The 23,203-nt window shown below is 63.3% G+C and carries 10 protein-coding genes; 7 read left to right on the top strand and 3 right to left on the bottom strand.

What is annotated here, in order from left to right; all coding sequences use genetic code 11:
* Nucleotides 1–74: 74 nt before the first annotated feature.
* Nucleotides 75–3,014: a bifunctional [glutamate--ammonia ligase]-adenylyl-L-tyrosine phosphorylase/[glutamate--ammonia-ligase] adenylyltransferase gene (glnE, locus tag HWQ56_RS02470; RefSeq protein ID WP_176569703.1), complete on the bottom strand. Its 2,940-nt coding sequence runs from the start codon at nt 3,012–3,014 to the stop codon at nt 75–77.
* A 381-nt stretch (nt 3,015–3,395) separates the two neighbouring features.
* Between glnE and aceE the strand changes: the two genes are divergently transcribed.
* From aceE to msrA, 4 genes are all read left to right on the top strand, one after another.
* Nucleotides 3,396–6,041, top strand: coding sequence for a pyruvate dehydrogenase (acetyl-transferring), homodimeric type (aceE, locus tag HWQ56_RS02465; RefSeq protein WP_176569702.1), 2,646 nt, complete (start codon nt 3,396–3,398; stop codon nt 6,039–6,041).
* Between the two features lie 11 nt (nt 6,042–6,052).
* The gene (gene aceF / locus HWQ56_RS02460) at nt 6,053–8,014 is read left to right on the top strand and encodes a dihydrolipoyllysine-residue acetyltransferase (protein ID WP_176569701.1); all 1,962 of its coding nucleotides are present in this window, start codon (nt 6,053–6,055) and stop codon (nt 8,012–8,014) included.
* 822 nt (nt 8,015–8,836) lie between these two features.
* Nucleotides 8,837–11,527 (top strand): putative bifunctional diguanylate cyclase/phosphodiesterase, encoded by a 2,691-nt coding sequence (locus HWQ56_RS02455; protein ID WP_176569700.1) that lies wholly within the window; start codon nt 8,837–8,839, stop codon nt 11,525–11,527.
* A gap of 86 nt (nt 11,528–11,613) precedes the next feature.
* The gene (gene msrA, locus HWQ56_RS02450; RefSeq protein WP_158158378.1) at nt 11,614–12,273 is read left to right on the top strand and encodes a peptide-methionine (S)-S-oxide reductase MsrA; all 660 of its coding nucleotides are present in this window, start codon (nt 11,614–11,616) and stop codon (nt 12,271–12,273) included.
* Between the two features lie 82 nt (nt 12,274–12,355).
* Here the strand turns inward: msrA and HWQ56_RS02445 are convergent, their stop codons facing one another.
* Complete coding sequence (locus tag HWQ56_RS02445; RefSeq protein WP_158158379.1) at nt 12,356–13,192, bottom strand: 23S rRNA (adenine(2030)-N(6))-methyltransferase RlmJ; 837 nt, start codon at nt 13,190–13,192, stop codon at nt 12,356–12,358.
* Between the two features lie 73 nt (nt 13,193–13,265).
* On the bottom strand, nt 13,266–14,753 hold the full coding sequence (gene putP / locus HWQ56_RS02440; RefSeq protein ID WP_158158380.1) for a sodium/proline symporter PutP: 1,488 nt from the start codon (nt 14,751–14,753) through the stop codon (nt 13,266–13,268).
* A 395-nt stretch (nt 14,754–15,148) separates the two neighbouring features.
* Here putP and putA point away from each other — a divergent pair, with 395 nt between their 5' ends.
* From putA to HWQ56_RS02425, 3 genes are all read left to right on the top strand, one after another.
* Nucleotides 15,149–19,102, top strand: a complete 3,954-nt coding sequence (putA, locus tag HWQ56_RS02435; RefSeq protein WP_176569699.1) for a trifunctional transcriptional regulator/proline dehydrogenase/L-glutamate gamma-semialdehyde dehydrogenase — start codon at nt 15,149–15,151, stop codon at nt 19,100–19,102.
* 334 nt (nt 19,103–19,436) lie between these two features.
* Nucleotides 19,437–21,239: an acyl-CoA dehydrogenase gene (locus tag HWQ56_RS02430; RefSeq protein WP_176569698.1), complete on the top strand. Its 1,803-nt coding sequence runs from the start codon at nt 19,437–19,439 to the stop codon at nt 21,237–21,239.
* A 193-nt stretch (nt 21,240–21,432) separates the two neighbouring features.
* Complete coding sequence (locus tag HWQ56_RS02425) at nt 21,433–23,175, top strand: potassium/proton antiporter (protein WP_158158384.1); 1,743 nt, start codon at nt 21,433–21,435, stop codon at nt 23,173–23,175.
* Nucleotides 23,176–23,203: the final 28 nt, after the last annotated feature.

Genomic DNA, 23,203 nt, shown 5'->3' with positions numbered 1-23,203 from the left:
GGTGAAGCGCGGTTTGACCGTCCGCGCTCCTTGTCCGGCTGTCGGGCCTCCCGCCCGCTATCAGCCCAGCTCCATCAGCTCAAGCCCAACCAGGCCCAAATACGCAGCACTTCCCTGCGCTGGGCGACAAACTGATCACCGGCGATCACCCCGGCCTGCTTTTGCAGGGCCTGGCGGTGAGCGGCCGAGCGGTAGGCCTTGTAGGCCTCGCGCAACAGGCTCGCATCGTTGGCGGGCAGCAGCCCGGCCTGTTCGAGCCGTTCCAGAATGCGAATATTATCGGTGTATTCCAGTAACCCCGGATAATCCCTGGACCACGCCAGGGCCGCGTATTGCACCATAAATTCAATATCGACGATACCACCGGCGTCCTGCTTGATATCGAACGGCGCCCCCGCGTCGAAGGCATTGGGCCCCGTGCCTGCCGCCGTGGCCTTGGTCCCCAGGTTGTCACGCATCTTGGCGCGCATGTCGCTGACCTCGGCGCGCAGGGTGTCCAGATCGCGCTCACGGCCCAGCACCTGGGCGCGTACCCCCTCGAAAGCCCGGCCCAACGCTTTGCAGCCCACCAGCACCCGGGCCCGCACCAGGGCCTGGTGTTCCCAGGTCCAGGCTTCGGTTTCCTGGTAGCGGCCAAAGGCATTGAGCGAACTGACCAGCAGCCCCGCCGCGCCCGAAGGCCGCAAGCGCATGTCCACTTCGTACAACTGGCCGGAGTTGGTCTGGGTGGTCAGCAGGTGAATGATGCGCTGGCCCAGGCGGGTGAAGAACTGCGCGCCGTCGATGGGCTTGGCCCCATCGGTCTCCGCGCCGGGGTCGCCATCATGGATGAACACCAGGTCCAGGTCGGACCCGTGGCCCAGTTCTATACCGCCAACCTTGCCGTAGCCCACGATAATGAAGCCCGGATCGCAGGGGCTGCCATCAGCGCGCTGGGGCAAGCCATGGCGCGCCACGGTCTGGCGCCAGGCCAACATGAAGACTTCTTCAAGAATGGCTTCGGCCAGCCAGGTGAGGTAGTCGCTGACTTTCATCAGCGGCAGGCTGCCGACGATTTCCGAGGCCGCTACGCGCAGGCTGTGGGCCAGCTTGAAATGGCGCAGCGCCTCCATCTGCTGTTCCAGGTCGTCCTCGGGGATACGGGTCAGGCGCTCGCGCAGCTCCGCCACCAGCTCCGGGGCCAGGGGCGGGTTGAACAGGCGCCCTTCGTTGAGCAGCTCGTCCAGCAACAGGGGGTAACGGGCGATCTGCTCGGCGATCCACGGGCTGGCGGCGCACAAGGTCAACAGCCGGCGCAGGGCTCCGGGGTTTTCGGTCAGCAGCACCAGGTACGCGGAGCGGCGAGCCACGGCTTCCACCAATGGCAGTACCCGCTCCAGCACCAGGTCGGGGTTGTCATGCTCCACCGCCTGGGCCAGCAGGCGCGGGATGAAGGCGTCCAGCCGCTCGCGCCCCAGGCGCTGCATGGCACGCAACTGCGGGCTGGCGCGCAGGGCTGCCAACTGGCGCAAAGCCTTGGCGGCATCGCTGAAACCAGCATCCTGCAGCTGTCGACAGGCGGCTTCTTCGTCTTGCACGTCTTCCCACAGCGGCAGCCATTCACCGCCGACCACCACCTCGCCCTCCTCGCCTTCTTCCTCGTCAGGGTCGGCGATGACCTGGCGGAAGTGCCAGTCCACGCGGCCGCGCCAATGCATCAAGCGTTCATGGAAAGCGGCCCAGTCCGGGAAGCCGAGCATGTAGGCGATGCGCGCCTGATCCAGTTCACCGTCCGGCAGCATCTGGGTCTGGCGGTCGGCGATCGCCTGGATCGCATGTTCGGTATAACGGAGAAACTCGTAGCCTTCGCGCAATTCAGCTACCACCGCGGGTGGCAGGTAGCCCTGGCCTTCCAGGGTGGCCAGCACCTTGAGCAGCGGCCGTTGCTGCAGGCTCAGGTCGCGGCCGCCGTGGATCAGTTGGAAAGCCTGGGCGATGAACTCCACTTCGCGAATGCCACCTGCCCCCAGCTTGATGTTCTCGGCCATGCCCTTGCGCCGCACCTCCTGCTGGATCAACTGCTTCATGGTGCGCAGCGCTTCGATCGCCGAGAAGTCCAGGTAACGCCGGTACACGAATGGCCGCAGCATATCCAGCAACTGCGCGCCAGCCTGCTGGTCGCCGGCCACCACGCGCGCCTTGATCATGGCGTAGCGCTCCCAGTCCCGGCCCTGGTCCTGGTAGTACTGCTCCAGGGCATTGAAGCTCAGCACCAATGCGCCGGATGAACCATAAGGCCGCAGGCGCATGTCGACACGGAATACGAAGCCGTCGACGGTGACCGGGTCCAGGGCCTTGATCAGTCGCTGGCCCAGGCGGATGAAGAACTCCTGGTTATCCAGCGGGCGTTTCACACCCTCGGTCTCGCCGCCTTCGGGGTAGGCGAAGATCAGGTCGATGTCCGAGGACAGGTTCAGTTCCACGGCCCCCAGCTTGCCCATGCCCAGGATGACCATCTGCTGGGGCTGGCCACTGCGCCGCCCCATGGGCGTGCCGAACTGGTCGCAATGACGTCTATACAACCATTTATAGGCTTCATCTATTGAGGCATCGGCCATGTCCGACAAATCGCGACAGGTTTGCACCAGATCTGCCTGGCGCGTCAGGTCGCGCCAGATGATGCGCACTTGCTGTCGCGCGCGCTGCCGACGCAGCTGGCGGCCCAGCTCATCATCGTTGGTGGCGGCCTGCACGGCACTGGCGATCTGGGCACGAAGCTCGCCGGCGGCAAACGGCCGGTCCAGCTCACCGCTGGCCACCAGGTCCAGCAGCAGCGAGGGCGCTGCGCTGGCCTGCTGGATGACGAAATCGCTGGCAGCGCACACGCGGTCGAACGCTTCCCATGTGGCGGCGCCCCATGTGGCCAGTTGGTCTTGGCGGGAAAGGGTGGCTACCGCGGCCTCGAACGTCTGGCGGTTACGGGCCGGTAGCGGTGCCAGGATAGCCGGCAATTGGCCCAGCATTGGCAGGCTCATGGTCTATCCTTGATCGGCGTGCGAAGGGAGGTGCACGACCCGGGGCGAACGATTCGCGCCGGTTGGACTGTCATACAAAAGTTAGAAATAGCTAGAAAACCATATTTCTTGGCAGAAAGCATCGCACACAACCCGTATAGGAATTATTTTTAACCCACGTTAACGATTTTTCTCACAACGTGGCAGGTGGCCAAAAGCCCTCTGCCTGTAGTTTTACTACGATGGTCGCAATGTCAACGCATGAAATGACAAACGATTTGTAGTAAAACTACACGGCGCCGGAACAACCTCCCGGTAATCCAAGAATTCATATCGTCTGCCCACAAGGCCGTCGCAAACTCAGGCTTCGATTCTGGAAGCCTTTCCGCCCTGGAGCAAGCCATGCAAGACCTCGATCCCGTCGAAACCCAGGAATGGCTGGACGCCCTGGAGTCGGTTCTCGACAAAGAAGGCGAAGACCGCGCTCACTACCTGATGACTCGCATGGGCGAGTTGGCCACCCGCAGTGGTTCGCAACTCCCCTACGCAATCACCACGCCATACCGCAATACCATTCCCGTCACCCACGAAGCACGCATGCCTGGCGACCTGTTCATGGAACGCCGCATTCGCTCGCTGGTGCGCTGGAACGCCTTGGCCATGGTGGTGCGCACCAACCTGAAAGACTCGGATCTGGGCGGCCACATCTCCAGCTTCGCTTCCAGTGCGACCTTGTATGACATTGGCTTCAACTACTTCTTCCAGGCCCCGACCGACGAGCACGGCGGCGACCTGATCTACTTCCAGGGCCACGCCTCGCCTGGCGTCTACGCCCGCGCCTTCATGGAAGGCCGCATCAGCGAAGACCAGATGAACAACTTCCGCCAGGAAGTGGACGGTAACGGCCTGTCGTCGTACCCGCACCCTTGGCTGATGCCTGACTTCTGGCAGTTCCCGACCGTTTCCATGGGCCTGGGCCCTATCCAGGCCATCTACCAGGCTCGCTTCATGAAGTACCTGGAAGCGCGCGGCTACATCCCTGCCGGCAAGCAGAAGGTCTGGTGCTTCATGGGCGACGGCGAGTGTGACGAACCGGAATCCCTGGGCGCCATTTCCCTGGCTGGCCGCGAGAAGCTGGACAACCTGATCTTCGTCATCAACTGCAACCTGCAGCGCCTCGACGGCCCGGTTCGCGGCAACGGCAAGATCATCCAGGAACTGGAAGGCGTGTTCCGTGGCGGTGGCTGGAACGTCAACAAGGTCGTCTGGGGCCGTTTCTGGGACCCGCTGCTGGCCAAGGACGTCGACGGCATCCTGCAGCGCCGCATGGACGAAGTCATCGACGGCGAGTACCAGAACTACAAGGCCAAGGACGGCGCGTTCGTCCGTGAGCACTTCTTCAACACCCCGGAACTCAAGGCCATGGTCGCCGACCTGTCCGACGACGAGATCTGGAAGCTCAACCGTGGCGGCCACGACCCGTACAAGGTCTACGCGGCGTACCACCAGGCGGTCAACCACAAGAACCAGCCAACCGTCATCCTGGCCAAGACCATCAAGGGTTACGGTACCGGTGCCGGCGAAGCCAAGAACACCGCGCACAACACCAAGAAGGTCGACGTCGACAGCCTGCGCCTGTTCCGCGACCGTTTCGACATTCCGGTGAAGGACGAAGACCTGGAGAACCTGCCGTTCTTCAAGCCTGAGCCAAACAGTGCCGAAGCCCGCTACCTGAGCGAGCGTCGTGCGGCCCTGGGCGGTTTCGTGCCACAGCGCCGGGCCAAGAGCTTCAGCATTCCGACCCCGCCACTCGATACCCTCAAGGCTATCCTGGACGGCAGCGGCGACCGCGAAATCTCCACCACCATGGCCTTCGTGCGTATCCTGTCGCAACTGGTCAAGGACAAGGAAATCGGCCACCGCATCGTTCCGATCATTCCGGACGAAGCTCGTACCTTCGGTATGGAAGGCATGTTCCGCCAGCTGGGCATCTACTCGTCCGTCGGCCAGCTCTACGAGCCAGTCGATAAAGACCAGGTAATGTTCTACCGCGAGGACAAGAAAGGCCAGATCCTGGAAGAAGGTATCAACGAAGCAGGCGCCATGAGCTCGTTCATCGCTGCCGGTACCTCGTACTCCAGCCACAACCAGCCAATGCTGCCGTTCTACATCTTCTACTCGATGTTCGGCTTCCAGCGTATTGGCGACCTGGCGTGGGCCGCTGGCGACAGCCGCACCCGTGGCTTCCTGATCGGCGGTACCGCCGGGCGCACCACCCTGAACGGTGAAGGCCTGCAGCACGAAGACGGTCACAGCCACATGCTGGCCGGCACCATTCCGAACTGCCGCACCTATGATCCGACCTACGGCTACGAGCTGGCGGTGATCATCCAGGACGGCATGAAGAAGATGACCGAAGACCAGGAAGACGTCTTCTACTACATCACCGTCATGAACGAAGCCTACCAGCAGCCTGCCATGCCGGCCGGTGTCGAAGAAGGCATCGTCAAGGGCATGTACCTGCTCGAGGAAGACAAGAAGGAAGCGGCCCACCACGTGCAACTGCTGGGTTCGGGCACCATCCTGCGCGAAGTCCGCGAAGCGGCGAAGATCCTGCGCGAGCAGTTCAACGTCGGCGCCGATGTGTGGAGCGTCACCAGCTTCAACGAACTGCGTCGCGACGGCCTGGCCGCCGAGCGCTTCAACCGCCTGCACCCAGGCCAGAAGCCACGCGCCACTTACGTTGAAGAGTGCCTGACTGGCCGCAAAGGCCCGGTCATCGCCTCTACCGACTACATGAAGTTGTTCGCCGAGCAGATCCGTCAGTGGGTTCCTTCCAAGGAATTCAAGGTCCTGGGTACCGATGGCTTCGGTCGCAGCGACAGCCGCAAGAAGCTGCGTCACTTCTTCGAAGTAGACCGCCACTTCGTCGTGCTGGCTGCCCTGGAAGCCTTGGCTGATCGTGGCGACATCGAACCTAAAGTAGTGGCCGAAGCCATTGCCAAGTTCGGTATCGACCCCGACAAACGCAACCCACTGGACTGCTGAGGAGAATTTTTGTGAGCGAACTCATTCGCGTACCTGACATCGGCAGCGGTGAAGGTGAAGTAATCGAACTGCTGGTCAAGGTCGGCGACCGCATCGAAGCCGACCAGAGCCTGCTGACCCTGGAGTCGGACAAGGCGAGCATGGAAATCCCGGCTCCCAAGGCTGGCGTGGTCAAGGCCATCAAGGTCAAGCTGGGCGACCGCCTGAAAGAAGGCGACGAAGTGCTGGAGCTGGAAGTCGAGGGCGCAGCCGCTGCGCCCGCGGCTGCCGCGCCGGCCGCCGCCGCACCGAAGGCCGAAGAGAAGCCTGCGGCTGCCCCGGCCGCAGCCCCGGCCGCTGCGCCTGCTGCTGCCGCTAGCCAGAACGTCAACGTTCCTGACATCGGTTCGTCGGGCAAGGCCCAGATCATCGAGCTGTCGGTCAAGGTCGGCGACACCGTCGAAGTGGATCAATCGCTGATCACCCTGGAGTCGGACAAGGCCAGCATGGAGATTCCGTCTCCTGCCGCGGGCGTGGTCGAGAGCATCAGCGTCAAGCTGAACGATGAAGTGGGTACTGGCGATCTGATCCTTGTGCTGAAAGTCGCGGGCGCCGCCCCGGCTGCGGCACCGGCCCAGGCTGCTGCGCCTGCTGCTGCCGCGCCGGCACCTGCCGCTGCTCCGGCCCCCGCCGCCGCACCTGCCGCGCCCAGTGTGCAGGACATCCACGTGCCGGACATCGGTTCGTCGGGCAAGGCCAAGATCATCGAGCTGTCGGTCAAGGTCGGCGACACCGTCGAAGTCGATCAATCGCTGATCACCCTGGAGTCGGACAAGGCCAGCATGGAGATTCCGTCTCCGGCCGCTGGCGTGGTCGAGAGCATCAGCGTCAAGCTGGACGACGAAGTGGGCACCGGTGACCTGATCCTCAAGCTGAAAGTCGCTGGCGCAGCACCTGCTGCCGCCCCGGCTCAAGCCCCGGCCGCCGCGCCTGCCGCTGCCGCACCGGCCCCAGCTGCCAAGCCTGAAGCCGCGCCGGCCCCTGTCGCCGCCGCCCCGGCTGCCGCTTCCGGCGCCAAGGTTCACGCAGGCCCGGCTGTTCGCCAATTGGCCCGCGAGTTCGGCGTCGAACTGAGCGCCGTCAGCGCTTCCGGCCCGCACGGCCGCATCCTGAAAGAAGACGTGCAGGCTTACGTCAAGTCGGTCATGACCAAGGCGAAGGAAGCACCTGCTGCCGCAGCCGGTGCGACCGGCGGCGCTGGTATCCCGCCGATTCCGGTCGTGGACTTCAGCCGCTTCGGTGAAATCGAAGAAGTGCCGATGACCCGCCTGATGCAGGCTGGCGCCACCAACCTGCACCGCAGCTGGCTGAACGTGCCACACGTGACCCAGTTCGACCAGGCTGACATCACCGAGCTGGAAGCTTTCCGCGTCGCGCAGAAAGCCGTGGCCGAGAAAGCGGGTGTCAAGCTGACCGTGCTGCCGCTGCTGCTCAAGGCCAGCGCCCACCTGCTCAAGGAGCTGCCGGACTTCAATGCGTCCCTGGCCCCTAGCGGCAAGGCGATCATCCGCAAGAAGTACGTCAACATCGGCTTCGCGGTAGACACCCCTGACGGCCTACTGGTACCGGTCATCAAGAACGTCGACCAGAAGAGCCTGCTGCAACTGGCTGCCGAAGCCGCGGCCCTGGCTGAGAAAGCCCGGACCAAGAAGCTCTCGGCAGACGACATGCAGGGTGCGTGCTTCACCATCTCCAGCCTCGGCCACATTGGCGGCACCGGCTTCACGCCGATCGTCAACGCGCCGGAAGTGGCGATCCTGGGTGTCTCCAAGGCCACCATCCAGCCTGTCTGGGATGGCAAAGCCTTCCAGCCCAAGCTGATGCTGCCCCTGTCGCTGTCCTACGATCACCGCGTGATCAACGGCGCCGCAGCCGCGCGCTTCACCAAGCGCCTGGGCGACCTGCTGGCCGACATCCGCACCATGCTGCTGTAAACCGCTGTTCGCTGCCTCCCTTGCGGGGAGGCAGCCGTTTTTATCGAGCTGCCACGCTCGTACCTCAACCCCGCCCATGGCGGGGCTTTTTTTTGGTTCTTCACGGAATCCTGGGGAAGTTGGTGGTGCCTTCAAAGATCTGTAGTGAACAAACAAGGCGGACCAGGTGATCTCACAGGCATAACTGGCCCGAAACAGATGTGGGACCGGGCTTGCCCGGGAAGCGCCGTGCGGACGGCGCTCGGTTTCATGGGCGCAGGAAAACCCAAGACATGCATCCGGTGGCCTTGATGCGATTGCAAGCCGGGGCGATAGGATGTTCATCGGAGCTCCTGGCTGGGGATTGCACCAAGGCTACCAGGCGCTAGGCGATATTGTAGTGTCGCTGTTGAGATCGAGCGCCGTCCGCACGGCGCTTCCCGGGCAAGCCCGGTCCCACATCTGTTTCGGGCCAGTTATTCTTCGGCATCACCTGGTCCGCTCTGTTTGCTCACTGCAGATCTGTGGTGGCACCACCATTTCCCGGGATTCCGTGAAGAACCTTTTTTTGGTTGTTTTCCAACCAGAAGCACCACCCGGCCAAAGGCGGACAAGGCCAGCCCTTTTCGGAACCACCCGGTCACTGGCGTCAACAATCCCACCGAAAAAGCCCTTTTTCGCCCCCGACTGAAGTATTCCCTCGCCCTGCCGATATGGATACAGGCACAGAGCCACTGTATTGCTTGTCAGCCTGAGCGCCATGATGCAACCTTGCCATATGCGCCCGGTAACTGGGGGGTCCTACCCACCGCGCGCGACCCGCACTCTTGAAGCGAGTTCTCCATGAAAAGCCAACCCGATGCCGCCAGCCGTATGGCGGTCGAGGTAGTGACGCAACTACCGGTGCCATCGCGCCTCGGTATGCTGCGTTTCGAACGGCTGAACGAAGCCAATTGGGCGCTTCTGTTCCTGGACCCCCACTGCGAGCGCCAATTCGGCCTGCCCGCCGCCGACCTGTGCGCGCTGGTCGGCTCGCCGTACGCCAGCCTCATGGAACCTGAAGCCCGCTATCAACTGCATGATGCGATTCAGCTTCAACTGGCGAGCAAATCCCACTACCTGGTACGTTACACGCTGCACACCGTCAGCGGCCCTCTGGCCCTGCTGGAAGTGGGCGAGCCTTATAAGCAGCACAACCGCCAGTTGCTGCGCGGCTACTTGCTGGTACTGGAAGAGTTGAGCGGTGACGCGCTGCTCGCCGGTGGCGACCTTGCCACCCGCCACAGCCACCTGCAGGCAGCCCTGGAACTGAACCAGCATGCACAGCAGGAACAACTTCTGCATCTGGAGCGCGTGCGCGCTCAGCAAAACCTTATCCTACGCCTGGCCCGCCAACGCTACAGTACCAACGAGCCCCTGCTGGAAGCGGCGCAACTGATTACCCGCAGCGCCTGCGAAATCTATGACATCGGCAGCGCCAGCCTGTGGAACCTGGTGGAACAGCGCCTGGAGTCCATTGCCGCCTACGACGCGGTTAAAGGCGAATACCGACAGCCGGATGCGATCGACATCAGCGGCTATCCCGACTACCTGGAAGCGCTGCAGACCAGCCGCGCCGTGGACGTCAACGACACCGCTTTCGACCCGCGCACCCACGAGATGGCCGCGAGCCTGCGCGCGCGCGGCATCAATGCCATCCTCGACGCCAGCATCCGCATCGACGGCCAGGTGGTCGGCGTGCTGTGCCTTGAACAGACTGGCGACACCCGGCCCTGGCAGTCCGACGAGATCGCCTTCGCCGGCGAACTTGCCGACCAGTTCGCCCAGGTCATCAACAACCAGAACCGCCGCGCCGCCACCAGTGCCCTGCACCTGTTCCAGCGCGCCGTGGAACAGAGCGCCAACGCCTTCCTGCTAGTCAATTGCGACGGCGTGGTGGAGTACGTGAACCCCAGCTTCACTGCCATCACCCAGTACAGCACCCAGGAAGTCCACGGCCAGCGCCTGTCTCAATTACCGGCACTGGAAAACCTCAGCGAAATACTCTTCGACGCCCCGTCGAGCCTGGCCAATAGCAACAGCTGGCAGGGCGAGTTCAAGAGCCGGCGCAAGAACCTGGAGCCCTACTGGGGGCAGCTGTCGATTTCCAAGGTGTACGGTGACAACCGCGAGCTCACCCACTACATCGGCATCTACGAAGACATTACTCAGAGCAAGCTGGCCCAACAGCGTATCGAACGCCTGGCTTACACCGACAACCTCACCAGCCTGGGCAACCGGCCGGCGTTCATTCGCAACCTGGACGAACGCTTTGCGCGCGACAGTGCCAGCCCTATCAGCCTGCTGTTGGTGGACATCGACAATTTCAAGCGCATCAACGACAGCCTCGGTCACCAGACCGGTGACAAGCTGCTCATCAGCCTGGCCCGACGCCTGCGCAACAGCTTGAGCCCCAGCGGCAGCCTGGCGCGTTTCGCCAGCAATGAATTCGCCGTGCTGCTGGATGACACTGACCTTGAAAGCGGCTACCAGACCGCCGTGCAGGTGCTCAAGACACTGGACAAGCCGATGTTCGTCGACAACCAGTTGATCAATGTCACCGGCTCCGTGGGCCTGGCCTGCGCGCCGCTGCATGGCCGCGACCCACAAACGCTGATGAAAAACGCAGGGCTGGCCCTGCACAAGGCCAAGGCCAACGGCAAGCACCAGGTGCAGGTATTCACCGAAGCCTTGAACGCCGAGGCCAGCTACAAACTGTTCGTGGAAAACAACCTGCGCCGCGCCCTGACCCAGAACGAGCTGGAGGTGTTCTATCAGCCCAAGCTGTGCCTGCGCAGCGGGCGCCTGCTGGGCATGGAAGCGCTGCTGCGCTGGAACCATCCGGAAAAAGGCATGATCCGCCCCGACCAGTTCATCAGCGTGGCCGAGGAAACCGGGCTGATCATTCCCATCGGCAAATGGATCGCCCGGCAGGCGTGCCGCATGACCAAAAGCCTGATGGCCGGCGGCCTCGGCCCACTGCAAGTGGCAATCAACCTGTCGCCCAAGCAGTTTTCCGACCCCGACCTGGTGTCGTCCATTGCCAACATCCTCAAGGAAGAAGCGCTCGACCCGGCGCTGCTGGAACTGGAACTCACCGAAGGCCTGCTGCTGGAAGCCACCGACGATACCCACCAGCAACTGGACCAGCTCAAGCAACTGGGCCTGACCCTGGCGATGGATGACTTCGGCACGGGGTACTCGTCGCTCAGCTACCTGAAGAAATTTCCGATTGACATCATCAAGATCGATCGCAGCTTCATTCATGAAATCCCCGATAACCAGGACGATATGGAGATCACCTCGGCGGTCATCGCCATGGCCCACAACCTCAAGCTGAAGGTCGTGGCAGAAGGTATCGAGACCGCAGAGCAGTTGAGCTTCCTGCGCCGGCACCGCTGCGACGTGGGCCAGGGCTACCTGTTCGACCGCCCCATCCCCAGCCATGAGTTGCTGCGGCGCCTGAAACGCTACCCACGCGGGCCAATGGACTGACAGCAGCGCCGGTCTCGGGCAAACTGTCGGCCTATCAATTTGCTGACAACCCAGGTTATCCACACCTGCTGCAGGGGAAATGGGACATGGTTCTGCGTTCGGAGATTCTTGTGAACAAAAACGTCTTGCCTACCGCGGCCCAGGCACTGCCTGGCCGTGACACACCGATGAGCGTGCCAACCGAGCACTTCGTCAATGGCCGACCGCTGACCGGGCCGTTCCCCGATGGGCTGGAAGTGGCGATTCTGGGCATGGGCTGCTTCTGGGGCGCCGAGCGCCTGCTGTGGCAACAGCCCGGCGTGTACACCACCGCCGTGGGCTACGCGGGCGGCATGACGCCCAACCCTACCTACGAAGAGACCTGTTCGGGCCTGACCGGCCACAGCGAAGTGGTGCTGGTGGTATTCGACCCTAAAGAAACCAGCTATGACGCGCTGCTCAAGCCGTTCTGGGAGTCCCACAACCCGACCCAGGGCATGCGCCAGGGCGGGGACATCGGCACGCAGTACCGTTCGGTCATCTTCGCCACCACGCCGGCGCAACTGGCGGCTGCCGAAGCGAGCAAAGCAGCCTACCAGGCCGAGCTGGCCAAGGCCGGTGAAGGCGAAATCACCACCGAGATCGCCGAAGCGCCGGCTTTCTACTATGCCGAGGCGTACCACCAGCAATACCTGGCCAAGAACCCCGAGGGTTACTGCGGCCTGGGCGGCACCGGCGTATGCATGCCGCCATGGCTGAACCGCTGAGGACCTGCTGAGCAGCGGCTGAAAGCTACACGCTGTGAGCGGCCCCAACGCTTGCAGCTTGCCGCTGGCGGCAAGGCCGCTGTCATTCGGCGATCAGCCAATCCATCTGCCAGCTGCCCTTGCTCTGGCCCAGCTTCTCGGCCAACCACGGCAACAGCTCCAGCAATTCTTCCTCAAGCCCCCACGGTGGGTTGGCAATCGCCAGGCCCGAGCCGTTCAGGCTGTTGGGGGTGTCCACCGGGTGCACCAGCAGTTCCACGCGCAGCAGCTTCGGCGCGCCGCTGCCGGCCAGGTCCTGGTAGAAGCGCTTGAGGGCGCGCTGGTCCTTCACCGGGTACCAGATGGCCGCCACGGTCTGGCGCATGCGCCCCACCGCTTCCTTCAGCGCCTTGGCGCAGCGCTGCATCTCGTCCAGCTGCTCGAACGGCGGGTCTATCAGCATGATGGCGCGTTTTTCCGGCACCGGCAGCAGAGCCCGCGGCACATGCCAGCCTTCACCCAGGTGGACTGCCACGCGGCGGTCACCCTTCATGTTGTCCTTGAGCAGCAGGCCATCCTGAGGGTGTTTTTCGTTGAGCTGCACGCGGTCCTGGGCCCGCGTCAGGCGGCGCGCCACTTCCGGCGAGCCGGGGTAGTAGCGCAACTCGCCATCGGGATTCATGTCGCGCACCAGGCCCATGTAGTCGGCGGTCAGCGCCGGCAGGTCATCGGCCTGCCACAGGCGGGCGATACCTTCCAGGAACTCGCCGGTACGGCTGGCCTGGTCACCGCGCAGGTCATACAGGCCGATGCCCGCATGGGTATCCAGATAGGCGAACGGCTGTTCCTTGCGCGACATCAGGGCGATGAGGCGGCTCAGGACCAAGTGTTTGAAAACGTCGGCGTGGTTGCCGGCGTGGTAGGCGTGACGATAGTTCATGGCAACTCCTGCAAGGCCGGGGAGTTTACCTCGGGCCGGCCCGACAACCCAAGTTGGCAGGCCGGCATTCCGATCACTTGTCTTGCTGGTACATCTGGCGCGAGGCCTCGAAACGCGCCTGCATGCTGGCCGACGGCGCACGGCCCCATAAGCTCACCAGCCAGATGGCAAGGGCGGCGAAGAGGAAGCCCGGTATGATTTCGTACAGCTCGATGGGGCTGTAGTGCTTCCACAGCACCACCGTCAGCGCACCCACCACAATGCCGGCGAGTGCGCCGTCACGCGTCATGCCGCGCCATACCACCGACAGCAGCACCACTGGCCCGAAGGCCGCGCCAAACCCGGCCCAGGCATAGGCGACCAGCCCCAGCACGCGGTTCTCCGGGTCGGCGGCCAGCGCGATCGCCACCAGCGCTACCGCCAGCACCATGGCCCGTCCTACCCACACCAATTCACGCTGGCTGGCACCGTTACGCAAGAACGCCTTGTAGAGGTCTTCCGTCAGGGCGCTGGAACACACCAGCAGCTGGCAACTGAGCGTGCTCATCACCGCCGCCAGGATCGCCGACAGCAACACCCCCACCACCCACGGGTTGAATAGCACTTTCACCAGTTCGATGAACACCCTTTCATGGTTGGCTTCGACCGCGCCGGCCAGTTCGGGGCGCCCGGCAAAGAACGCGATGGCGAAAAAACCTACCGCCACGGTGCCACCCAGGCACAGGATCATCCATGCCATGGAAATGCGCCGTGCCTTGGCGATGGATTTCACCGAATCGGCGGCCATGAACCGCGCCAGGATATGCGGCTGGCCAAAATAGCCCAGCCCCCAGCCCAGCAGCGACACGATGCCGACCACGGAAGTACCGCGCAGCATGTCGAAGTGGGCAGGGTCCTTGGCCTCGATGGCCAGGAAGGTGGTGTCGATGCCGCCGGTGGCCAACAGAGCCACGATGGGCGTGAGGATCAGCGCGAAAATCACCAGCGTGGCCTGCACGGTATCGGTCCAGCTGACGGCCAGAAAGCCACCCACGAAAGTGTAGGCGATGGTCGCGGCCGCCCCGGCCCACAGCGCGGTTTCGTAGGGCATGCCGAAGGTGCTTTCGAACAGGCGGGCTCCGGCGACGATCCCCGACGCGCAATAGATAGTGAAAAACACCAGGATGACCACGGCTGAAATAATGCGCAGCGAACCACTGCGGTCCTCGAAGCGGCTGGTGAAGTAATCGGGCAACGTCAGCGCGTCGCCGCACTGTTCAGTGTGCACCCGCAAACGGCCTGCCACGAACAGCCAATTGAGATAGGCCCCCGCCACCAGGCCAATGGCGATCCAGCTCGCCGAGAGGCCAGACAGGTAGATGGCACCGGGCAAGCCCATCAGCAGCCAGCCGCTCATGTCCGACGCACCCGCTGACAAAGCGGTGACCAGGCTGCCGAGGCGCCTGCCACCCAGAATGTAGTCAGACAAGTTTTGGGTAGCCCGGTAGGCCACCAGACCTATCAGCACCATGGCAGCGATGTAGATGACAAACGTGATCAGCGTGGGGTTGCTCACACCCATGGGGAAGTTCCTTTTTCATTGTTGTTTTGAGGGCAACCCGGGTTGCACCCTCTTGAACGAAGGACACGGCTCGATACACAGGGTTGCACCGAAGCAGTGCATCGTAGAGGCAGGCGCGGACGAGGCGCAACCGCCGATGGCCTGCAAGTTGCACCTTGTTACAGAACAGTCGCAGAACCGCGGCAAATGCTTGAATCTGCTTCTTTTGGGAGCATTGGTGACGGATCGCGCACCGGCGTTGTGCAGATTCTCTACACCGAATTAATGACCTGATAACAGGTGCAACTTTTCATCGAAATATGGGTTGCACCTGGTTGCACCCTACCGTGAGCAACGGCTAATCTTGCCGCCGGCTTTATTGCCACACCCTACGTGGCCTTGATGAGGACAAGAAATTGGCGACGACCACCCTGGGGGTCAAACTTGACGACCCTACCCGCGAGCGACTGAAAACAGCCGCCCATGCCATCGACCGCACCCCACACTGGTTGATCAAGCAGGCGATTTTCAATTACCTGGAAAAGCTCGAGGGTGGCGCCACACTGCCTGAACTCAATGGCCACGCCCACAACGGCGCCGACGAAGCCGGCGACCTGCAGGCCGACCACAGCCACCAGTGCTTCCTGGAATTTGCCGAAAGCATCCTGCCGCAGTCGGTGCTGCGCGCAGCCATCACTGGCGCCTACCGCCGCCCCGAGCAGGAAGTGGTGCCCATGCTGCTGGAGCAGGCGCGCCTGCCGATAGCCATGGCCGAGGCCACCAACAAGCTGGCCGCCGGCATCGCCGAGAAGCTGCGCAACCAGAAAAGCGCGGGCGGCCGCGCAGGGATCGTCCAGGGCCTGCTGCAGGAGTTCTCCCTGTCATCCCAGGAAGGCGTGGCGCTGATGTGCCTGGCCGAAGCCCTGCTGCGCATCCCTGACAAGGGCACCCGCGATGCCCTGATCCGCGACAAGATCAGCAACGGCAACTGGCAGCCGCACCTGGGCAACAGCCCGTCGCTGTTCGTCAACGCTGCCACCTGGGGCCTGCTGCTGACCGGCAAGCTGGTGTCGACCCACAACGAAGCCGGCCTGACCTCCTCCCTGAGCCGCATCATCGGCAAAAGCGGCGAACCGATGATCCGCAAGGGCGTCGACATGGCCATGCGCCTGATGGGCGAACAGTTCGTCACCGGCGAGACCATCGCCGAAGCCCTGGCCAACGCCAGCAAGTTCGAAGCCAAGGGCTTCCGCTACTCCTACGACATGCTGGGTGAGGCCGCGCTGACCGAACATGACGCGCAGAAATACCTGGCGTCGTACGAGCAGGCCATTCATTCGATCGGCAAGGCCTCCCACGGCCGCGGCATCTATGAAGGTCCGGGCATCTCCATCAAGCTTTCGGCCCTGCACCCGCGCTACAGCCGCGCGCAGTACGAGCGCGTCATGGACGAGTTGTACCCGCGCCTGCTGTCGCTGACCCTGCTGGCCAAGCAATACGACATCGGCCTGAACATCGACGCCGAGGAAGCCGACCGCCTGGAGCTGTCGCTGGACCTGCTCGAGCGCCTGTGTTTCGAGCCGCAACTGACGGGCTGGAACGGTATCGGTTTCGTCATTCAGGCCTACCAGAAGCGCTGCCCGTACGTGATCGACTACGTCATCGATCTGGCGCGCCGCAGCCGCCACCGCCTGATGATCCGCCTGGTGAAAGGCGCTTACTGGGACAGCGAGATCAAGCGCGCCCAGGTCGAAGGCCTGGAAGGCTACCCGGTGTACACCCGCAAGGTGTACACCGACGTGTCCTACATCGCCTGTGCGCGCAAGCTGCTGTCGGTGCCGGAAGTCATCTACCCGCAGTTCGCCACCCACAACGCCCACACGCTATCAGCCATCTACCACATCGCCGGCCAGAACTATTACCCCGGGCAGTACGAGTTCCAGTGCCTGCACGGCATGGGCGAACCCTTGTACGAGCAAGTGGTGGGCAAGGTTGCCGATGGCAAGCTGAACCGTCCGTGCCGCGTGTACGCACCGGTCGGTACCCATGAAACCCTGCTGGCCTACCTGGTACGACGCCTGCTGGAAAATGGCGCCAACACCTCGTTCGTCAACCGCATCGCCGACACTTCCATCTCCATCCAGGAACTGGTGGCTGACCCGGTCAGCACCATCGACCGCATGGCGACCCAGGAAGGCAATGTCGGCTTGCCGCACCCGCGCATTCCCTTGCCGCGCGACCTGTATGGCAGTGAGCGGGCCAACTCGGCCGGTATCGACATGGCCAACGAACACCGCCTGGCGTCGCTGTCCTGCGCCCTGCTGAGCACGGCCCACAATGACTGGAAAGCCGCGCCAATGCTTGGCTGCCCGGCCAGCAACGAAGTGGCCCAGGCAGTATTGAACCCCTCCGACCACCGCGACGTGGTCGGCCATGTCCAGGAAGCCACCGTCGAAGACGTGGACAACGCCTTGCTGTGTGCCATGAGCAATGGCCCGATCTGGCAGGCGACCCCGCCCACCGAACGCGCCGCGATCCTGGAACGCGCCGCCGACCTGATGGAAGCCGAGATCCAGCCGCTGATGGGCCTGCTGGCCCGCGAAGCCGGCAAGACCTTCGCCAACGCCATCGCCGAGGTGCGCGAAGCCGTGGACTTCCTGCGCTACTACGCGGTGCAGGCCCGAAATGACTTCAGCAACGACGCCCACCGACCACTGGGCCCGGTGGTGTGCATCAGCCCGTGGAACTTCCCGCTGGCCATCTTCACGGGCCAGGTGGCCGCCGCCTTGGCCGCCGGCAACCCGGTACTGGCCAAGCCGGCGGAACAGACCCCGCTGGTCGCCGCCCAAGCCGTGCGCCTGCTGCTGGAAGCCGGTATCCCCGAGGGCGTGGTGCAGTTGCTGCCCGGCCGCGGCGAAACCGTGGGCGCCCGCCTGGTGGGTGATGAGCGCGTCAAGGGCGTGATGTTCACCGGCTCCACGGAAGTGGCGCACCTGCTGCAGCGCAACGTCGCTGGCCGCCTGGATGCCCAGGGCCGGCCCATCCCGCTGATCGCCGAAACCGGCGGCCAGAACGCCATGATCGTCGACTCTTCGGCACTGACCGAACAGGTGGTCATCGACGTCGTGTCCTCCGCCTTCGACTCCGCTGGCCAGCGCTGCTCGGCCCTGCGGGTGTTGTGCCTGCAGGAAGATTCCGCCGACCGCGTGATCGAGATGCTCAAGGGCGCCATGGCCGAATCGCGCCTGGGCAACCCCGAACGCCTGAGCGTGGACATTGGCCCGGTGATCGACGCCGAAGCCAAGGCCGGTATCGAGAAGCACATCCAGGGCATGCGCGACAAAGGCCGCAGCGTGTACCAGGTGGCCATCGCCGATGCCGAGGAAGTGAAGCGCGGCACCTTCGTGATGCCCACCCTGATCGAGCTGGAAAGCTTCGACGAACTGCAGCGCGAGATCTTCGGCCCGGTACTGCACGTGGTGCGCTACAACCGCAAGAACCTGGACCAGTTGATCGAGCAGATCAACGCTTCCGGCTACGGTCTGACCCTGGGCGTGCACACCCGCATCGACGAGACCATCGCCAAAGTCATCGACAACGTCAATGCCGGTAACGTCTACGTCAACCGCAACATCGTTGGCGCCGTGGTGGGCGTGCAACCGTTCGGCGGCGAAGGCCTGTCCGGCACCGGCCCGAAAGCCGGTGGCCCGCTGTACCTGTACCGCCTGCTGTCCACCCGCCCCGAAGGTGCCATCGAGCACACCTTCAAGCGTGCCGACGGCGAGAGCGCGCCGGACGTGCGCCTGCGTGATGCCTTGTCCAAGCCCCTGCAAGCGCTGCAAGCCTGGGCCGGCAGCAACCAGCACGGCGAACTGGCCACGCTGTGCGGCCAGTACGCCCAACAGTCCCAAAGCGGCGTGACCCGCCAACTGACAGGCCCGACCGGCGAACGCAACAGCTACAGCATCCTGCCACGCGAGCATGTGCTGTGCCTGGCTGACCAGGAAGCCGACCTGCTGGTGCAACTGGCCGCCGCCCTGGCCGTGGGCAGCACCGCCGTATGGCCCGACAGCGAGCTGAGCAAACCACTGCGCGCGCGCCTGCCGAAGGACGTTCAGGCACGCATCCAGCTGGTGCCGGAATGGACCAAGGACGAAGTCGTGTTCGATGCCGTGCTACATCACGGCGACTCGGATCAACTGCGCGCGGTATGCCAGCAAGTGGCCAAGCGTGCTGGCGCCATCGTTGGCGTGCAGGGCTTGTCCCATGGCGAAACCAACATCGCCCTGGAGCGCCTGGTGATCGAGCGTGCGTTGAGCGTGAACACCGCTGCGGCGGGGGGCAATGCCAGCTTGATGACCATCGGCTGATAAAAAAGGGCGCCTGCAATGGGCGCCCTTTTTCTGCGGGGCGGTCCCGGCACCGCTCATCATTTTGATGCAGCAGGTTTCACTACCAAATCAATAGCTATCCCTACGTCAGTGAGTACCAGTTTCACTGCCACCGAAAGTCCGGGGGCCGATATTGGAAAGCCAAGCCCGAAAATGCGCATTTGCAGTCCTCGCTGCCATCCTTGCCCACCCCCTTGCCCTGTCAACCGCCCCGGGGCAGCGGCTGACGTTGCACCATCACCCTCATCAATCTTGCTACCCCTGCGCCATACCGCCCTCTAGACTCGGCCTACCCCTAATCTGGTAGGCCGCCATGTCCGAGACCCTCCTCAGCGCCCGCAACCTGGCTTTCGAGCTCTACGAAGTGCTCGACGCCCTCAGCCTCACCCAACGCGAGCGCTTCGCCGAGCACAACCGCGAAACCTTCGATGCCGCCATCGGCACAGCCCGCAGCATTGCCGAGAAGTATTTCGCGCCGCACAACCGCAAGGCCGACGAAAACGAGCCGCGCTACGAGAACGGCGCCGCGGTGCTGATTCCCGAGGTAAAGCCTGCGGTGGATGCGTTTCTGCAGGCGGGCTTCCTGAATGCCGCAAGGTCCTTCGAGGACGGCGGCATGCAGTTGCCAACCCTGCTGTCCCAGGCCTGTTTCGCCCACTTCCAGGCGGCCAACGCCGGCAGTACTTCCTACCCTTTCCTGACCATGGGCGCCGCCAACCTGATCGAGAGTTTCGGCAGCGAAGAACAGAAACAACGCTTTCTGCAGCCGATGATCGAAGGCCGTTTCTTCGGCACCATGGCCTTGACCGAGCCTCACGCGGGCTCGTCACTGTCGGACATACGCACCCGTGCCGAACCGGCGGATGATGGCAGCTACCGACTCAAGGGCAACAAGATCTTCATTTCCGGCGGCGATCACCCGCTGTCTGAGAACATCGTGCACCTGGTGCTGGCCAAGCTGCCCGACGCGCCCCCTGGGGTAAAAGGCATTTCGTTGTTCATCGTGCCCAAGTTCCTGGTCAACGATGACGGCAGCCTGGGCCCGCGCAACGATGTGCTGTTGGCCGGGCTGTTCCACAAGATGGGTTGGCGGGGGACGACGTCCACAGCGCTGAACTTTGGCGATGCCGGCCATTGCGTGGGTTACCTGGTCGGCAAACCACACCAGGGCCTGAGCTACATGTTCCAGATGATGAATGAAGCGCGCATCGGCGTGGGCATGGGGGCGGTGATGCTCGGTTATGCCGGTTACCTGTACTCGCTGGAGTATGCCCGGGAACGGCCACAAGGGCGTCTGCCCGATGCCAAAGACCCGGCCACCGCGCCGGTTGCGATCATCAACCACGCCGATGTTCGGCGCATGCTGTTGACCCAGAAGGCCTATGTGGAGGGCGCTTTCGACCTGGGTCTGTATGCGGCACGGCTGTTCGATGACAGCCTGACCGGCCAAACCGAAGACGCGCAGCGTCAGGCCCAGGAACTGCTGGACTTGCTGACCCCCATCGTCAAGTCGTGGCCATCGGAGTTCTGCCTGAAAGCCAACGAGCTGGCCATCCAGATTCTCGGTGGGCACGGTTACACCCGTGAATACCCGGTGGAGCAGCACTACCGCGACAACCGCCTGAACCCTATTCACGAGGGCACCCATGGCATCCAGTCCCTGGACCTGCTGGGCCGCAAGCTGGCGCAGAATGGCGGGGCAGGGCTCAAGCAGCTGATGCGCTTGATCACCGATACCTGCGAACGGGCCCAGGCTCACCCTGAACTGACCACCTTGCGCCAGCCATTGGAAGCGCTGCTAGCTGCCTTGCAAGGCGTGACCCTGGGCTTGCTGGGTGAACTGGCCAAGGGGCAGATCACCGAGACCCTGGCCAACTCCGCGCTGTACCTGAAGGTGTTCGGCCACACCGTGATCGGCTGGCGCTGGCTGGAACAGGCGATCCGGGCACAGGAAGGGCTGACCGCGGGCAATGCCGCCGATGCCGACTTCTACCACGGCAAACTGCAAGCCGCGCGGTACTTCCTGACCTGGGAAGTACCTGCTTGCCACCACGACTTGCACTTGCTGAAAACCCGCGACGATACTTGCCTGGGCATGCAACAGGACTGGTTCTGACCCACATTTCGCGACCGGTGGGATCGGGCGCCAGCTCGGGAACCAGGCGACGCGACGGACCTGAGATCACGTGGAGCCGTTTCCAGCGAAGAAGCTTTTTGACATGAGTACATTTGCACAGGTTAGAATCCCTTGGCACGCGGCCTGCATGAGGCAGGTCGTTTCGCCATATCAGTTTTAGGGAGTACTGCCTTTGAATGCGACGACCATCAACAGCCTGTTCTTGATCGGCGCGTTGCTGGTGGGTGCTAGCATTCTGGTCAGTTCCCTGTCTTCCCGCCTCGGTATCCCGATTCTGGTGATCATCCTGGCGGTGGGCATGACCGCCGGGGTCGACGGCGGCGGCATCATTTTCGACAACTACCCCACGGCCTACCTGGTGGGCAACCTGGCACTGGCCGTCATCCTGCTGGACGGCGGCTTGCGGACTCGCGTGGCCAGTTTCCGCGTGGCGTTGTGGCCTGCCCTGTCATTGGCCACGGTGGGGGTGCTGATCACCACCGGCCTGACCGGCATGATGGCCGCCTGGCTGTTCAACCTGAACATCATCCAGGGCTTGCTGATCGGCGCCATCGTTGGCTCCACGGATGCCGCCGCGGTGTTCTCGCTGCTGGGCGGTAAGGGCCTGAATGAGCGGGTTACCGCCAGCCTCGAAATCGAATCGGGCAGCAATGACCCCATGGCGGTGTTCCTGACCGTGACCCTGATCGACATGCTCGCCAGCCACCAGACCGGCCTGCACTGGAGCCTGCTGGGGCACCTGGTGCAGGAATTCGGAATCGGCGCCATCATCGGCCTGGGCGGCGGCTGGGTGATGCTGCAATTGGTCAACCGCATCCACCTGGCTGGCGGCTTGTACCCCATCCTGGTGATCGCCGGCGGCCTGGTGGTGTTTGCCCTGACCAACGCCCTGCACGGCAGCGGTTTCCTGGCTGTGTACCTGTGCGGCCTGGTGATGGGCAACAAACCTATTCGCAGCCGCCATGGCATCCTGCATATGCTCGACGGCATGGCCTGGCTGGCGCAGATCGGCATGTTCCTGGTACTGGGCCTGCTGGTCACCCCTCACGACCTGCTGCCCATCGCCCTGCCCGCCCTGGCCTTGGCGCTGGGCATGATCCTGGTGGCGCGGCCACTGTCAGTGTTCGTCGGCCTGCTGCCGTTCAAGGCCTTCCATGGCCGTGAGAAAGCCTTTATTTCGTGGGTTGGCCTGCGCGGCGCAGTCCCCATCATTCTGGCGGTGTTTCCCTTGATGGCCGGGCTTCCGGACGCCCAACTGTACTTCAACCTGGCGTTCTTCATCGTACTGGTGTCGCTGCTGGTGCAAGGCACCAGCCTGCCGTGGGTGGCCAAGTTGCTGAAGGTCACGGTTCCGCCTGACCCGGCGCCCATTTCCCGCTCGGCGCTGGAGGTGCATGTCACCAGTGAGTGGGAGTTGTTCGTGTACAAACTGGGCGCCGAAAAATGGTGCATCGGCTCCCCCCTTCGCGAGCTGAAAATGCCCGAAGGTACCCGTATCGCCGCCCTGTTTCGGGGTCAGGAACTGCTCCATCCGTCGGGTAGTACGGTATTGGAAGTGGATGATCTGCTCTGCGTGATCGGCCATGAACACAATCTGCCAGCACTCGGAAAGCTGTTCAGCCAGGCGCCGCAGCGCGGCCTGGATTTGCGTTTCTTCGGCGACTTCGTGCTCGAAGGGGACGCAGAACTGGGGCCTGTAGCGGCGTTGTACGGTTTGCAGCTCGACGGCCTCGACCCGCAGATGCACCTGAGCCAGTTCATCATGCAGAAGGTTGGCGGCGCGCCGGTGGTCGGTGACCACGTGATATGGCACAACACAATCTGGACAGTCGCGGTCATGGACGGGAACAAGATCCAGAAAGTGGGCGTCAAACTGCCCGAAGGAAGCCGCCCGGGTCCCGGACTCTTCCTCTAAACTGCCATTCTTCTTCGAGCTGTACGAC

Source organism: Pseudomonas eucalypticola (assembly GCF_013374995.1).
Taxonomy (GTDB): Bacteria; Pseudomonadota; Gammaproteobacteria; order Pseudomonadales; family Pseudomonadaceae; genus Aquipseudomonas; species Aquipseudomonas eucalypticola.
Note: the sequence above shows the minus strand (reverse complement) of the source record. Positions and strands in the feature narration are given on the sequence as shown.

What these genes read in the sequence shown, in the direction of transcription:
- putP (WP_158158380.1), bottom strand. Translation starts at nt 14,753, where the DNA reads ATGGGTGTGAGCAACCCCACGCTGATCACGTTTGTCATCTACATCGCT.
- glnE (WP_176569703.1), bottom strand. Translation starts at nt 3,014, where the DNA reads ATGAGCCTGCCAATGCTGGGCCAATTGCCGGCTATCCTGGCACCGCTA.
- aceE (WP_176569702.1), top strand. Translation starts at nt 3,396, where the DNA reads ATGCAAGACCTCGATCCCGTCGAAACCCAGGAATGGCTGGACGCCCTG.
- msrA (WP_158158378.1), top strand. Translation starts at nt 11,614, where the DNA reads ATGGTTCTGCGTTCGGAGATTCTTGTGAACAAAAACGTCTTGCCTACC.
- HWQ56_RS02445 (WP_158158379.1), bottom strand. Translation starts at nt 13,192, where the DNA reads ATGAACTATCGTCACGCCTACCACGCCGGCAACCACGCCGACGTTTTC.
- HWQ56_RS02430 (WP_176569698.1), top strand. Translation starts at nt 19,437, where the DNA reads ATGTCCGAGACCCTCCTCAGCGCCCGCAACCTGGCTTTCGAGCTCTAC.
- HWQ56_RS02455 (WP_176569700.1), top strand. Translation starts at nt 8,837, where the DNA reads ATGAAAAGCCAACCCGATGCCGCCAGCCGTATGGCGGTCGAGGTAGTG.